Genomic DNA, 14,028 nt, shown 5'->3' with positions numbered 1-14,028 from the left:
AATTGGGGAATTAGCTCAGCTGGGAGAGCGCCTGCTTTGCACGCAGGAGGTCAGCGGTTCGATCCCGCTATTCTCCACCATAAAATAGTTTAACTATATTAAGTCTAATTAGAGAGCTTAAAAATTTAAACTTTCTAATTAGACTTTTGTCTAAATGTTCTTTTAATTAATATTGTTAATAGTCACAAGCAAGTTTTAAAAACAATTTTACAGGACTTGTTAAAGATTTAAATTTCTATTCTCTTTGCATTTAATGCAAAAGTTTGACATCACAATCTAATTAGGATTTAAAACTTATCTAAATAGTAGTCAATGCTTTCCGTCTTGAGAGCTAGAATTTAAATGTAATAACATTAAAGTTATCTTTAACAAGGAAGTGATGCGAATTAGAATAATCTAATATAGAAAAGGTAAGCTACAAAGAGCAAGTGGTGGATGCCTTGGCTAGTAGAGGCGATGAAAGACGTGCCAGGCTGCGATAAGTCTCGGGGAGCCGTCAAGGGGCTTTGATCCGGGAATTTCTGAATGGGGCAACCCAACTAATAGAGATATTAGTTACCGTATAACGGAGCGAACGAGGGGAATTGAAACATCTTAGTACCCTCAGGAAAAGAAATCAAAAGAGATTACGCTAGTAGCGGCGAGCGAACGCGTAAGAGGGCAAACCGTTAGTTTACTAACGGGGTTGTAGGACTGCAATATAGACTAAACTTAGCTAATAGAATAATCTGGAAAGATTAAGCGTAGAGGGTGATACTCCCGTATATGAAAGCTTTGTTTTACTTAGCAGTATCCTGAGTAGGGCGGAACACGTGATATTCTGTCTGAAGCTGGGTAGACCACTATCCAACCCTAAATACTACTACTAGACCGATAGTGCACAAGTACCGTGAGGGAAAGGTGAAAAGAACTGAGGTGATCAGAGTGAAATAGAACCTGAAACCATTTGCTTACAATCATTCAGAGCCCTATGATTTATCAGGGTGATGGACTGCCTTTTGCATAATGAGCCTGCGAGTTGTGATGTCTGGCAAGGTTAAGGAAACACGGAGCCATAGCGAAAGCGAGTCTTAATAGGGCGTTTAGTCAGACGTTGCAGACCCGAAACGATGTGATCTATCCATGAGCAGGTTGAAACCGGTGTAAGAGCCGGTGGAGGACCGAACCCGCTAGCGTTGAAAAGCTATGGGATGACTTGTGGATAGGGGTGAAAGGCCAATCAAACATCGTGATAGCTGGTTCTCTCCGAAATATATTTAGGTATAGCGTCATGTAGTAACACTAGGGGGTAGAGCACTGAATGGGCTAGGGCATACACCAATGTACCAAACCCTATCAAACTCCGAATACCTAGTGTGTAATCATGGCAGTCAGGCGGCGAGTGATAAAATCCGTCGTCGAGAGGGGAACAACCCAGACTAACAGCTAAGGTCCCTAAATCTCATTTAAGTGGAAAACGATGTGGAGTTACTTAAACAACCAGGAGGTTGGCTTAGAAGCAGCCATCCTTTAAAGAAAGCGTAATAGCTCACTGGTCTAGTGATTCTGCGCGGAAAATATAACGGGGCTAAAATGAGTACCGAAGCTTTAGACTTAGTTTTACTAAGTGGTAGGAGAGCGTTGTATTTGCGTCGAAGGTATACCGGTAAGGAGTGCTGGAGCGAATACAAGTGAGCATGCAGGCATGAGTAGCGATAATTGGGGTGAGAATCCCCAACGCCGTAAACCCAAGGTTTCCTACGCGATGCTCGTCATCGTAGGGTTAGCCGGGTCCTAAGCAAAGTCCGAAAGGGGTATGCGATGGAAAATTGGTTAATATTCCAATGCCAACTATAATGTGCGATGGAAGGACGCTTAGAGTTAAGCAAGCTAGCGGATGGTAGTGCTAGTCGAAAGGTGTAGGTTAAGATCCAGGCAAATCCGGATCTTTTTAAGCCGAGACCCCACAGGCGTTTGAAGTTCTTCGGAATGGATAGCGAATTGCTGATACTGTCGAGCCAAGAAAAGTTTCTAAGTTTAGTTATAGTTGCCCGTACCGTAAACCGACACAGGTGGGTGGGATGAGTATTCTAAGGCGCGTGGAAGAACTCTCTTCAAGGAACTCTGCAAAATAGCACCGTATCTTCGGTATAAGGTGTGCCTAACTTTGTGAAGGATTTACTCCGTAAGCATTGAAGGTTACAACAAAGAGTCCCTCCCGACTGTTTACCAAAAACACAGCACTCTGCTAACTCGTAAGAGGATGTATAGGGTGTGACGCCTGCCCGGTGCTCGAAGGTTAATTGATGACGTTAGCTCTGCGAAGCGTTTGATCGAAGCCCGAGTAAACGGCGGCCGTAACTATAACGGTCCTAAGGTAGCGAAATTCCTTGTCGATTAAATATCGACCTGCATGAATGGCGTAACGAGATGGGAGCTGTCTCGAAGAGGGATCCAGTGAAATTGTAGTGGAGGTGAAAATTCCTCCTACCCGCGGCAAGACGGAAAGACCCCGTGGACCTTTACTACAGCTTGACACTGCTATTGGGATAAAAATGTGCAGGATAGGTGGGAGGCTTTGATCCATAGACGCCAGTTTATGGTGAGCCGTTGTTGAGATACCACTCTTTTTTATTCTGATAGCTAACTAGCTTGAGTTATCCTCAAGTAGGACAATGTCTGGTGGGTAGTTTGACTGGGGCGGTCGCCTCCCAAAATGTAACGGAGGCTTACAAAGGTTGGCTCAGAACGGTTGGAAATCGTTCGTAGAGTATAAAGGCATAAGCCAGCTTAACTGCGAGACATACACGTCAAGCAGAGACGAAAGTCGGTCTTAGTGATCCGGTGGTTCTGTGTGGAAGGGCCATCGCTCAAAGGATAAAAGGTACCCCGGGGATAACAGGCTGATCTCCCCCAAGAGCTCACATCGACGGGGAGGTTTGGCACCTCGATGTCGGCTCATCGCATCCTGGGGCTGGAGCAGGTCCCAAGGGTATGGCTGTTCGCCATTTAAAGCGGTACGCGAGCTGGGTTCAGAACGTCGTGAGACAGTTCGGTCCCTATCTGCCGTGGGCGCAAGAAGATTGAGGAGAGTTGACCCTAGTACGAGAGGACCGGGTCGAACCAACCACTGGTGTACGAGTTGTTCTGCCAAGAGCACCGCTCGGTAGCTATGTTGGGATGTGATAACTGCTGAAAGCATCTAAGCAGGAAGCCAACTCCAAGATGAATCTTCTTTTAAGAGCTCATATAGACTATGTGTTTGATAGGCTGGGTGTGTAATGGATGAAAGTCCTTTAGCTGACCAGTACTAATAGCTCGTCTGCTTATCTTTTAATAAGCATCACTTCCTTGTTAAGGATAAAAACTTAATAAGATATGTTTTTATAAAACTTTGTTTATGACTTTTAACTTTATCAAGTAGTGTTAAATAAGAGATTTATCTAATATATCTTTTATTTAACACTGCCCGTGACTATACAGACGAGGAAACGCCTTGCTCCATCTCGAACCAAGAAGCTAAGCTCGTCCTGGCTGATGATACTCTCCCTTACTGGGATGTTGGAAAAGTAGGTCGTTGCGGGCTTTGTTAATTTTTAATATTCTTTATCTAAACAATTATCTTTTAAAATATTATTTCTTAATTTATAACAAAATATCAAATCTTATATTTATTTATATTTTTAAATAATTAGACTTTTTATCTTTACATTTATAAATATCTTTTAGTTTATGCTTTTATACGAGTGTTGACTAAAAACACCAAATATGATAGACTCCAAACCCAAATTTACCCAAAAAGGACAAAAATGAAAAAGATTGTATTCTCACTATTAGTAGCAGCTTCTACATTACTAGCAGCCATAAATTTAAACACAGCTACAAAAGAAGAGTTAATGAGTTTAGATGGTATAGGATCTTCAAAGGCAGATGCAATAATAGAGTATAGAAAAGCAAATAAATTTAACTCAATAGAAGACATAAAAAATGTAAATGGTATAGGTGATAAGACATTTGAAAATTTAAAATCAGATATATCAGTATCAGGTACTACAAAGATAGATGACACAAAATCAAAAATAAAATCTAAAAAAGATGAGATAAAAGAAAAAGCAAGTAAAAAGAGTGATGAAGTAAAAGAGAAAAAAGATAGTGCTAAAGATGATAGTATAAAAGAGATAAAAGATAAGAAAGAAAGCCTAAAAGATAAAACAGAGAAAAAGAGTAAAGCTAAAAAAGAGAAGAGTAAAGAGTAATAAAAGCTAGAAATTTATAAAAATTCTTACATAAAGTATATAAAAATAGTTAGGAGTGTATGGTGCTTCTAACTAATAAAATAGATTGGTTTTTTATATATCTGCCTGCTTTTTAAATTCTATAACTTAGTTTACCTGCTTTTAATTAATAAGTTCATCTAATAGATCTTGTAAAGTAATGCTTCTTAAACTATCTTCTAAAGCTTCTTGTGCTTTTAGGAAGTGACCGGTTAAAAGTCCCTCGATCTTGCCACCAAGTGGGCAGGCTTTAGGTGAGTCAGAGTGGATCTTGAAAAGTTTTTCTTTATCATTTACTGCGTTAAAAATTTGAAGGAGGGTTATATCTTTTGGCTCTTTCGCAAGACTCACACCACCAACTCCAGCTACGACATTCACAAGTCCCGCAGCCTTTAGAGTGCCAAGCAGACGCCTAACTATGACAGGATTTGTGTTTATACTACCTGCTATAAATTCGCTCGTGACTTTTTCGTCTTTAAAAAAACAAGCTGCTAAAACTACATGAACCGCGGTTGAAAACTTAATCCCTACTTGCACAATCGTCCTTGAAATTTTCTCTGATTATACTTTAAATTTTTACTAAAAGCAGTTTTTTAGTTTAGATTTGACAAGCCGGCTTTTTTGCCAGCTATGTCAAAACTATAATTTTATGCTCGCTCACTAACTCCTGTGAAGCGTTTTTGTATAAATTTTTTGTTTTTTAGCTCGTCTATGATCGCAAGCGCAAGGTCTGCATAGCTTATATAACTCTCATTTTTTGAGTTTAAGATGAGATTATCTCCACCAAGCACGTATTTACCAGTACGAGCACCATTTGCGTCGTAGTCACCTGCTGGACTTACATATGTCCAAAGCAAATCACTCTTGCCTTTTAGCTCAAAATAAGACTCTGCAGTCGCCTTTGCCACACCCATATATGCAGCTGGGAAGTCTGGCGTATCCATCACCATTGTGCCCTTATCATCTACAAATAATGTACCAGCGCCACCAACTACAAGTAGTCTTGTGCCGATACCCTCTAGCAAATTTGCAAGATGAGCAGCAACCTTTTTGTGGAGTGGGAAGGTCTCTGGTGTCCAAGCGGCAAATGCACTGATAACTGCATCAAAGCCTGCTAGATCGGACTTAGCTAGATCAAAAATATCTTTATATATGACTTTAACGTTGTCATTTTTATACTCTTTGTTTCTAACTATCGCTGTGACATCGTAGCCTTGTTTTAAAGCCTCGTTCACCAAATTTGTACCACTTTTACCATTTGCACCTATGATTGCTATTTTCATCATTTCTCCTTTAAATTTTTGTTTTTTGACTACTAGGCAACAACGTTTTTGAGATTATAGCCAGCTTGGCTTGATGTCTGTAACCATCACACCATCGCTCATAGTGTATTGTTCTAGGCTACCTTTTTTGCTTTGGATACACATCATTTTTATACCACTTTTGCCAGCTCTAAAGCACCTTTTGCCTTCTGGGTCTATGCGTAGTGTGTCTCCTTTGCTTACTTTTAGCATTTCACCGTCGATAAAAAGCTCACCATCACCATCTAAGATAATGTAAAGTTCCTCGTTTTGTTTGTGCGCATGGACAAATGGCACGCCCACATTGGCTGGAAGTTCGTTTATAGATACCTCACAGCCAGTTAAATTTAAAGCCTCTTTTAGCTCAACTCTTGGCTCGTTTGTGATCTTTGCAACCTGATAATTTTTCATTTTGTTCTCCTTGTTTTTGTGTTGTAATATTTTTATTTACAACCGATGAGCGAAGTATATTTATTTTTTGTTGTAATGTCAAGAGTTACAATAAAAATTTTTCAAAATTTATAAATTTGAGCTAAAATTCGCAAAATTTTTAGGAGTAAATTTGCAAAATAACGCCTTTAAAACGCTAAAGAGCATAGCGACCGAGCATAACAAAAAGCTCATTTTGACCTTTGCCTTTGTGCTAGCTGAGAACGGGCTTTTTCTAGCTTATCCGATATTTGCAGGCTTTGCGATCAACGCAATTATGCAAGGAAATACGTTAAATGCTCTCATTTACGCACTTTTTGTGCTCATAGCGTGGCTTGTAGGAGCCATTAGGCGCCGCGTGGATACGCAAGTTTTTGCAAGTATCTATGCAAAGCTTGCTGTAAATGTCATCATGAATGAAAAGCAAAACGCCAAAGACGACTCCGCCATCATCGCCAGAGTAGCGCTCTCGCGAGAGTTTGTAAATTTCTTTGAGACGCACTTTCCGATGTTTTTTACCTCTGTTGTTTCTATCATTGGCTCAGCATTTATGCTCATCTTTGTCGAGCCAAAGGTGGCTGTGGCGTGTTTTGGAGTGATGGTCTTTTTTCTTATATTTTTGCCAAGATATGTTAAGAAAAATGATAATCTTTATCTTCGCTTAAATGACCGATTAGAAAAAGAGGCGAAAGTTATAGGCGTTTTTAACAAAAGCACGCTAGATAGGCACTATGGCGTCGTTTCTAAATTTCGCATAGCGATCTCAAACAGGGAGGCGATGAGCTATTTTATCATCGGCATTAGCGCTTCGCTGCTCTTTTTGGTAGCGATAATAGTGTTAAGCTCGCAGCAGACAAATGCTGGCCATATCTACTCTGTGATGACTTATGCCTGGAATTTTGTCATCAGTCTTGACGACTCACCAAAACTTATCGAGGAATTTTCAAATTTAAAAGATATCGGTAAGAGGATCGACGCCCAAAAAAAAGGACAATAATGCACAACAAGAGCGTTCTTAGAAATTCGTTTTTACTTATTTTTGCGTTTATGGTGGTCGAGGCTATCTTTGGCTTCCTATCAAACTCTCTGGCGCTCATCGGCGACGCATTTCACATGCTCTCAGACGCAGCTGCACTATTTTTGTCGCTCTTGGCGTTTGAAATTTCAGAAAAAAAGGCAAATTTAAAAAAGACCTTTGGCTATAAAAGAGTTGAGATCATCGCTGCTTTTGTAAATGCCTCGGCTCTTGTTGCTCTAGGTATTTTTGTGATAATTGAAGCGTTTGTGAGATTTTTTAGCGAGCCGCAGATCGAAGCCGAAACGATGCTTGTTATTAGTATTTTGGGGCTTATTATAAATTTGATCGTAGCTATTTATATGCATAAAAGTGGCGATATAAAAGAGAATTTGAATATAAAAGGAGCTTATCTTCACGTCCTTGGTGATACGCTTGGTTCGGTTGGAGCGATCATTGCAGCACTAGTCATCATGAAATTTGGCCTTACGCAGGCTGATAGTATTGCAAGTATATTTGTTTCGATACTTATCATAAAAAGTGGCTTTGGCTTGCTAAAGGATAGCTTTAATATCCTTATCGAAGCCGTGCCGCTCGAGCTTAATACGGATGAAATTTTAGATATTATAAAGGGCGTAGATGGCGTTAGACAGGTGCATGATCTGCATATTTGGGCGATAAGTGCCGGTTCAAATGCACTCATTGCTCATGTGGTGGTGGATGATGAGCTAAGCGTGGGTGAGATATCAAAGATGATAAAGCAGATCGAACACGAGCTATCTCATGTTGGCATTGGTCATGTCACGCTTCAGTTTGAGGGTAGCGGCCACGGGCATAAAGATGATCTCATCTGTGAGCTAAAGAGCAAAGATGAGCACAAACACTTTGGTCACAAGCATTAACATCGCTTTTCTTATGCAAATTTTAAATCAATTTTAGGCAAAATAAAAGCCAAAAATTTAACAAAAAAGTAAAAGAGTAAATGAAAAATATTAGAAATTTTAGCATCATCGCTCACATCGACCATGGCAAAAGTACACTTGCTGATCGTCTCATTCAGGAGTGTGGCGCCGTAAGTGACCGTGAGATGAGCTCGCAGATCATGGACACGATGGATATAGAAAAAGAGCGTGGCATCACGATCAAAGCTCAGTCTGTCCGCCTAAACTACGCACTAAATGGGCAAAATTTTGTTCTAAATTTGATAGACACCCCAGGACACGTTGATTTTAGCTACGAGGTGAGCCGCTCTTTGGCTAGTTGCGAGGGCGCGCTGCTTGTCGTGGATGCTAGCCAGGGCGTAGAGGCACAAACCATCGCAAACGTCTATATCGCACTTGAAAACAACCTAGAGATCATACCAGTCATCAACAAGATCGATCTGCCGGCGGCTGACCCTGCTAGGGTAAAAGACGAGATCGAGCACATCATCGGCCTTGACTGCTCAGGAGCGGTCGAAGTGAGCGCAAAAACAGGCGTTGGCATAAAAGAGCTACTTGAGGCGATCATCACGAGGATCCCTGCACCAAATGGCGACGTAAGCAAGCCTACAAAGGCGCTTATTTACGATAGCTGGTTTGACAACTACCTTGGTGCGCTTGCACTTGTGCGTGTTTATGATGGTGAAATTTCAAAAAATAATGAAATTTTAGTTATGGGCACAGGTAAAAAACATATTGTGCTTGACCTAATGTATCCAAATCCTATCGCACCGATCAAGACCAAAACGCTTAGCGCTGGCGAAGTCGGTATCGTGGTTTTAGGACTTAAAAACGTTAGTGACGTGCAGGTTGGTGATACGATAACGCAGTCAAGAAATCCCCTAAAAGAGCCAGTTGGCGGCTTTGAGAGGGCTAAACCGTTTGTATTTGCGGGACTTTATCCTATTGAAACTGATAAATTTGAAGATCTACGTGATGCGCTGGATAAACTAAAGCTAAATGACAGCTCTATAAGCTACGAACCAGAGACTTCGGTCGCACTTGGATTTGGCTTTAGGGTTGGCTTTTTAGGTCTTCTTCATATGGAGGTAGTTAAAGAGAGGCTGGAGCGTGAGTTTGACCTTGATCTCATCGCCACAGCGCCAACTGTGACTTACGAAGTCATTCAAACAGATGGGCTAAATTTAAAGATTCAAAACCCAAGCCAGCTGCCACCAGTAAATAAAATAGACTCAATCCTTGAGCCATATGTGAAAGCGACTATCATCACGCCAAGCGAGTTTTTGGGCAACATCATCACGCTCTTAAACAATCGCCGTGGCATACAAACAAAGATGGACTACATCACGACTGATCGTGTTTTGCTTGAATATGATATACCGATGAACGAGATCGTGATGGACTTTTACGACAAGCTAAAGTCAAGCACAAAAGGCTACGCAAGTTTTGATTATGAGCCTAGTGACTACCGCGTGGGCGATCTAGTAAAGCTTGACGTCAAAGTAGCTGGCGAGACTGTTGATGCACTCTCTATCATCGTGCCTGAGAGTAAGGCGCAGACAAAGGGTAGGGACTTTGTAAAGGCGATGAAAGAGATCGTGCCACGCCAGCTTTTTGAAGTGGCGATACAAGCGAGCATTGGCAACAAAATCATTGCTAGAGAAACCGTAAAATCAATGGGAAAAAACGTCACCGCTAAGTGCTACGGCGGCGATATCACGCGTAAGAGAAAGTTGCTCGAAAAACAAAAAGAGGGTAAAAAGCGGATGAAGGCGATAGGAAAGGTGAATTTGCCGCAGGAGGCGTTTTTATCTGTCTTAAAAATAGACTAATGCGTTGTCTCGCTTTGTCATACTTTGTTGTGTCTAAAATTTACTCGGTCATTACCTACCATGGTAACTCCCGTCGTAAATTTTACCCAGGCCTCGTCTGACTTTGCGATACTGCCGCAGCAAGGATATTATTTTGGTGGATAGGTTTTGATTAAATCCCAAATGCTAAATTTGTAAAAAGGAGCGCTATGCCGTTTGTGAAAATTTGTGTGACAAAAGAGGGCGATAGTCCGAGTGTAGAGCAAAAAGAGAAGATGATAAGCGGAGTCACTAAACTAATAAGCGAAATTTTAGGAAGAAATGCTCAAAATACTGTTGTTATCATTGAAGAGATAGACACTAATAATTACGGTATAGCAGGAGAGAGTGTGAAAAATCTTCGTAAAAAACAAAACGAGCAAAAGGAAGTGAAATGCTAAAAACAACACTACTAACGGTACTTATGGCTATTTTTATGACGGGCTGTATGGCTAAAGCCAGCCTTTGCCTCTCATGTGAGGGTATAGACGGTGTGCAAAGTGCGAGCATAAATAGTGAAGATAAGATGTACTTTGAAGAGGTTATGAGGATACCGGCTGATTGTAGTGCTTGTAAAGGCAGGGGTGATGGTCTTTTTATAAATGGTGTCAAATATAAAAGTGATGTAGCAATAAACTGCTGCTTGGAAAAAAATATGATCGATACTAATGTTGGGCTAAAAAAAGTTTATTTTCACAGGATTGTCGATGCTAGAAGTAGTGCAAGATCGATATATTACACGGGCGTTGAAGGAAATACCGCAGTTTTTAACTCAAACCCACGCCTTGAAGTGCTTTTTTACATGTTTTTACAGCGTGAGTTAAATTCTCGCGGAATCGTTGTTGTTGATACACAAACATCGCCATATACATATAGACTTGATTTTAGATTTGACGAGCTTAGAGGAAGTTACTCAGGAGCTTCAGAAATTTTAAATGGTCATCTAAATGGTCTTCTTGTGCTTTCAAATATAAATTTCAAAAAAACGTTACCTATCTCGACTAGGCACCATGTGGAGAAGCTAGAGGCTTCAGAGTCTAGTCAGTTTGACTTTTTTATCGCACTTTTAGTTAAGCAAGCTGCGATAAAAGTAGCCGATGAGATCACTAAACTTTAAAAGGAAAAACGATGAATAAATTTAAATTTTTAGCTATTTTTGGACTTTTTGTTTTGTTTTTAACTGGTTGTGCACCAAGTCAAAGTGTTGTCGCATTTGATCCATATAAGGCTGCTGCTAGCCATCAAAATAGCGGCTTTGAGGCCTATATAAGTGCGGTGCATGACAACCGCAAAAACAAAAGTACCATTGCTACGATCACTGATAGTAAAGGCACTGTAAAAGAATATGTCGTGCTTCAAAACGATCTTGCTACTTATTTTAGCGATTCGCTCAAAAAAGAGCTTATGGCGCGCGGTGCAAATGTAAATGGCATGGGTGGAGTTGTGGTTGAAATTTTTATCAACGAGTTTGAAGCAAATATGAGCGGATACGGCACTGATAATACAAAAGGTAATATTAAGATTACACTTAAGATCCAAAAAGGCGATCAAAGTATCGTTAAAAATATTTCAAATAATCAAACCAAATTTGAGTTGATTCGTACAGGCGGAGCATTTAAGCCATTTTTAACTGATATTATAAACGATGCAGTCAAACGCACAGCAATTGCTATTTTAAATAGCTAATGTTTTGTGCATTTTGCAAGAGCTTTACGCTAAATACATTTTGTAAAATTTGCTCACAAATTTTAAGCGAACCAAGCCCAATAGTAAGAGAACTAGAGGGCTTTAAAATTTACAGCTTTTACGGCTACTCTGAAATAAAAGAACTTATCCACTCCAAGCATCAAATGCACGGATATTTTATATATAAAAACTTAGCCAAATTTGCATTTAAGAAATTTGCCAAAAGTTTTAGCTTTTCGGAGCAAGTCTATGCTCTTCCTATAGATGATAGAGTTCATTTTGGCTACTCACACACGGCTATTTTGGCAAATGCACTAAGGGCTAAAAATCTAAAGCCTATATTTCACGCACTGCATGCAACCAGCAAGACCAGTTATAGTGGTAGGGATTTGCAATTTAGACAAAATAACCCAAGAAATTTTAAAATCCTAAAAAAGATCACTGCTCCAGTTATTTTAGTAGATGATATCGTAACTACTGGCACTACGATACTTGAGGCTAGAAATACTCTAGAAAAAGCTGGCGTAAAAGTACTTTTTGCTCTAGTTTTGGCTGATGCTAAATATTAAATTTTAATTTTTCTCAAGTCTCTTTGGGTAGAAATTTACATAGCTCCAGCAGTAATTTATTTCGTTAGCAGTAGGGGCATGCAAAAGCGATAAATTTATAGATAAAGCATAGTGCCAAGGCGGATCATATTTGAGCCGCATTTTATCGCTAGCTCGAAGTCACTACTCATACCCATCGAGCATATAGCTGCACCTTTTGGCTTTAGGCTCTCAAAAATTTTATAAGTTAGTTCAAAGCTTTTTTGAATCTCTTTTGGCTCATCCACATGCGCTCCGATACTCATCACACCTTTTAGATTGATATTTTTGCACTCGTTTTGGATACGCTCATAAATTTCTGCCGCATTTGCTACGCTTACACCTTGCTTTGTATCTTCATCAGCCGAGTTTATTTGAAGCAAGGTATCGAGCTTGTAGCTGAGTCTTTTATCGACCTCTACGGCCCTTTCAAAGCTATCGCAACTTTGCCAAAGTGTTGGCTTTAAACTTATCATTTGATTTATTTTGTTATTTTGCAAGCGGCCGATCATATGCCATTTTATATCAGTAAAATTTTGCAGTTCTAGCTCTTTTTTAGATAGCTCTTGGACTCTGTTTTCGCCAAAATTTCTTTGCCCTTGTGCGTAAAGCTCTCTTACTTCGGCACTTGTGACATTTTTGCTAACAGCGATTAGTGTCACGTCTTTGCTTAAATTTTCTATCTTTTTAAGTAGATCTTTTAAAACTATCATCATAAACCTCCGCTTAATCTCATAATGTCATTAAAAGTCGCAAGTACCATTATGCCAAGCAGTAGTGCCCAACCGCAGTAGGTGAGCATGATGAGCACTCGCTCATTTACCTCGCGTCTAAAAATCAGCTCATATAAGTTAAAAAGTATGTGGCCACCATCAAGTGCAGGGATAGGGAGTAGATTAAATACACCTAAATTTGCAGAGATGAATGCCATGATGGTTAGGAGTACGCTGATGCCGATCTTTGCGGCTTTTGAGGTTATATCAGTGATTTGTAGGATACCGCTAACCTCTTTTGGTGATATGTCTCCAATGATTAGCTTTTCAAGACTTTTAAAGATGAGCATTGAAGCCTTTAGAGTTTCATCATAAGCAAATTTTAGGCTACTAAAGCCTGTGTGATAAATTTTTATCACTTCGCCGTTTGACCTAATGCCGATTAGTGGGTGCTGGATCTTTTCATTAAATATATTTATCGTTTCACCTATCTTTGGTGTTAAATTTATGCTTAAAATTGAGCCGTTTCTATCTATCAAAATAGTACTAGGCTCGAGTTTTACATTTTTGCTGATCTCATCCCACTCGGTTATTTTTACGCCATTTATCTCTAAAATTTTATCGTTTTTAACTAGTCCAGCACTCTCAGCAGCCGAGCCTTTAACTATGTAGCCAATACTTGGTGCTTGTTTTTCAATTCCGATAAATCCAAGCAAAATGTATATAAAAAATGCCAAGATAAAGTTAAAAAAAGGCCCTGCAAAGAGGATGTAAATTCGCTTTATAGGGCTTAGCACGTTGTAGCTATCACGGTCGTAGTTTCTGGCTTTTGGGTCGGTGTCGTCTTGACCTTTTAGCTGTACGTATCCACCAAGCGGGATCGCACTTAGACAGTAGTCGGTGCCGTCAACATTTTTGGTATAAATTTTCTCGCCAAAGCCGATACTAAAGGTATTTACTTTGACGCCTAGCGATCTTGCTGCCAAAAAGTGGCCAAGCTCGTGAAAAAATATAAGAAAACTAATGGCTAAAACAGTCACTAAAAAATAAAACGAATATGCATAAAGCCCAAGACAAAGTAGGACTAGCGTGAAGAGAATACCTTTCAAAACTTACCTTTTTTGAAAAATTGATGAGATTTTAGCCAAAATTTATAAATTTACTCTCAAACGGCATTTATCTAAAAATTTCTTTTAGCTAGGAGAAATTTTTAACTTGATTTTACTTATTTTGAAAATGAAGATTTGATTATT

Annotated in this window: 13 protein-coding genes, 1 tRNA gene and 2 rRNA genes; 11 read left to right on the top strand and 5 right to left on the bottom strand. The window is 39.7% G+C overall.

What is annotated here, in order from left to right:
• Positions 1 to 4: 4 nt before the first annotated feature.
• The 4 genes from CVT15_RS05350 (at position 5) to CVT15_RS10325 (ending at position 4,235) form a co-directional block, all read left to right on the top strand.
• Positions 5 to 80 (top strand) — tRNA-Ala (locus tag CVT15_RS05350).
• A gap of 328 nt (positions 81 to 408) precedes the next feature.
• Positions 409 to 3,313 (top strand): 23S ribosomal RNA (locus tag CVT15_RS05345).
• Between the two features lie 133 nt (positions 3,314 to 3,446).
• Positions 3,447 to 3,565 (top strand): 5S ribosomal RNA (gene rrf / locus CVT15_RS05340).
• 223 nt (positions 3,566 to 3,788) lie between these two features.
• The gene (locus tag CVT15_RS10325) at positions 3,789 to 4,235 is read left to right on the top strand and encodes a ComEA family DNA-binding protein (RefSeq protein WP_087586583.1); all 447 of its coding nucleotides are present in this window, start codon (positions 3,789 to 3,791) and stop codon (positions 4,233 to 4,235) included.
• Positions 4,236 to 4,376: 141 nt separating this feature from the next.
• On the opposite strand, the gene CVT15_RS05330 is transcribed toward CVT15_RS10325, so the two are convergent.
• The 3 genes from CVT15_RS05330 to CVT15_RS05320 form a co-directional block, all read right to left on the bottom strand.
• Positions 4,377 to 4,790, bottom strand: coding sequence for an Rrf2 family transcriptional regulator (locus tag CVT15_RS05330; RefSeq protein ID WP_103576734.1), 414 nt, complete (start codon positions 4,788 to 4,790; stop codon positions 4,377 to 4,379).
• Positions 4,791 to 4,900: 110 nt separating this feature from the next.
• Positions 4,901 to 5,536, bottom strand: coding sequence for an NAD(P)-dependent oxidoreductase (locus tag CVT15_RS05325; protein ID WP_087586000.1), 636 nt, complete (start codon positions 5,534 to 5,536; stop codon positions 4,901 to 4,903).
• Positions 5,537 to 5,590: 54 nt separating this feature from the next.
• A complete protein-coding gene (locus tag CVT15_RS05320; protein WP_103576733.1) occupies positions 5,591 to 5,965 on the bottom strand; it encodes a cupin domain-containing protein in 375 nt (124 codons plus the stop codon).
• 151 nt (positions 5,966 to 6,116) lie between these two features.
• Here CVT15_RS05320 and CVT15_RS05315 point away from each other — a divergent pair, with 151 nt between their 5' ends.
• The 7 genes from CVT15_RS05315 to CVT15_RS05285 all read left to right on the top strand — a co-directional run bounded on the left by CVT15_RS05315 (position 6,117) and on the right by CVT15_RS05285 (position 12,044).
• The gene (locus CVT15_RS05315) at positions 6,117 to 6,980 is read left to right on the top strand and encodes an ABC transporter six-transmembrane domain-containing protein (RefSeq protein ID WP_103576732.1); all 864 of its coding nucleotides are present in this window, start codon (positions 6,117 to 6,119) and stop codon (positions 6,978 to 6,980) included.
• Positions 6,980 to 7,900, top strand: a complete 921-nt coding sequence (locus tag CVT15_RS05310; RefSeq protein ID WP_103576731.1) for a cation diffusion facilitator family transporter — start codon at positions 6,980 to 6,982, stop codon at positions 7,898 to 7,900. Before CVT15_RS05315 ends, CVT15_RS05310 begins: the two co-directional genes overlap by 1 nt.
• A gap of 80 nt (positions 7,901 to 7,980) precedes the next feature.
• Positions 7,981 to 9,771 carry a translation elongation factor 4 gene (gene lepA, locus CVT15_RS05305; RefSeq protein WP_087585996.1) on the top strand — a complete coding sequence of 597 codons (1,791 nt, stop codon included), beginning with the start codon at positions 7,981 to 7,983 and terminating at the stop codon, positions 9,769 to 9,771.
• A 188-nt stretch (positions 9,772 to 9,959) separates the two neighbouring features.
• Complete coding sequence (locus tag CVT15_RS05300) at positions 9,960 to 10,190, top strand: 2-hydroxymuconate tautomerase family protein (protein ID WP_103576730.1); 231 nt, start codon at positions 9,960 to 9,962, stop codon at positions 10,188 to 10,190.
• Positions 10,184 to 10,906, top strand: a complete 723-nt coding sequence (locus tag CVT15_RS05295) for a hypothetical protein (RefSeq protein ID WP_107898158.1) — start codon at positions 10,184 to 10,186, stop codon at positions 10,904 to 10,906. The genes CVT15_RS05300 and CVT15_RS05295 overlap by 7 nt, the downstream gene beginning before the upstream one ends.
• A gap of 11 nt (positions 10,907 to 10,917) precedes the next feature.
• Positions 10,918 to 11,475 carry a YajG family lipoprotein gene (locus CVT15_RS05290; RefSeq protein WP_107898157.1) on the top strand — a complete coding sequence of 186 codons (558 nt, stop codon included), beginning with the start codon at positions 10,918 to 10,920 and terminating at the stop codon, positions 11,473 to 11,475.
• Positions 11,475 to 12,044, top strand: a complete 570-nt coding sequence (locus tag CVT15_RS05285; RefSeq protein ID WP_107898156.1) for a phosphoribosyltransferase family protein — start codon at positions 11,475 to 11,477, stop codon at positions 12,042 to 12,044. The genes CVT15_RS05290 and CVT15_RS05285 overlap by 1 nt, the downstream gene beginning before the upstream one ends.
• A gap of 95 nt (positions 12,045 to 12,139) precedes the next feature.
• Here CVT15_RS05285 and CVT15_RS05280 read toward each other — a convergent pair whose 3' ends face one another.
• Both CVT15_RS05280 and rseP read right to left on the bottom strand, forming a co-directional pair.
• A complete protein-coding gene (locus tag CVT15_RS05280; RefSeq protein WP_196373513.1) occupies positions 12,140 to 12,778 on the bottom strand; it encodes a YggS family pyridoxal phosphate-dependent enzyme in 639 nt (212 codons plus the stop codon).
• Complete coding sequence (rseP, locus tag CVT15_RS05275; protein ID WP_107898155.1) at positions 12,775 to 13,884, bottom strand: RIP metalloprotease RseP; 1,110 nt, start codon at positions 13,882 to 13,884, stop codon at positions 12,775 to 12,777. The genes CVT15_RS05280 and rseP overlap by 4 nt, the downstream gene beginning before the upstream one ends.
• Positions 13,885 to 14,028: the final 144 nt, after the last annotated feature.

The organism is Campylobacter concisus (genome assembly GCF_003048595.2).
In the GTDB taxonomy this organism is placed as follows: Bacteria; Campylobacterota; Campylobacteria; order Campylobacterales; family Campylobacteraceae; genus Campylobacter_A; species Campylobacter_A concisus_L.
This window is presented reverse-complemented; position numbering and strand designations above follow the sequence as displayed.

Excerpts from the sequence above, each read along its gene's own strand:
- CVT15_RS05300 (WP_103576730.1), top strand. The coding sequence starts at position 9,960 with ATGCCGTTTGTGAAAATTTGTGTGACAAAAGAGGGCGATAGTCCGAGT.
- CVT15_RS10325 (WP_087586583.1), top strand. The coding sequence starts at position 3,789 with ATGAAAAAGATTGTATTCTCACTATTAGTAGCAGCTTCTACATTACTA.
- CVT15_RS05290 (WP_107898157.1), top strand. The coding sequence starts at position 10,918 with ATGAATAAATTTAAATTTTTAGCTATTTTTGGACTTTTTGTTTTGTTT.
- CVT15_RS05320 (WP_103576733.1), bottom strand. The coding sequence starts at position 5,965 with ATGAAAAATTATCAGGTTGCAAAGATCACAAACGAGCCAAGAGTTGAG.
- CVT15_RS05310 (WP_103576731.1), top strand. The coding sequence starts at position 6,980 with ATGCACAACAAGAGCGTTCTTAGAAATTCGTTTTTACTTATTTTTGCG.
- CVT15_RS05295 (WP_107898158.1), top strand. The coding sequence starts at position 10,184 with ATGCTAAAAACAACACTACTAACGGTACTTATGGCTATTTTTATGACG.
- CVT15_RS05280 (WP_196373513.1), bottom strand. The coding sequence starts at position 12,778 with ATGATGATAGTTTTAAAAGATCTACTTAAAAAGATAGAAAATTTAAGC.
- CVT15_RS05285 (WP_107898156.1), top strand. The coding sequence starts at position 11,475 with ATGTTTTGTGCATTTTGCAAGAGCTTTACGCTAAATACATTTTGTAAA.
- CVT15_RS05325 (WP_087586000.1), bottom strand. The coding sequence starts at position 5,536 with ATGAAAATAGCAATCATAGGTGCAAATGGTAAAAGTGGTACAAATTTG.
- lepA (WP_087585996.1), top strand. The coding sequence starts at position 7,981 with ATGAAAAATATTAGAAATTTTAGCATCATCGCTCACATCGACCATGGC.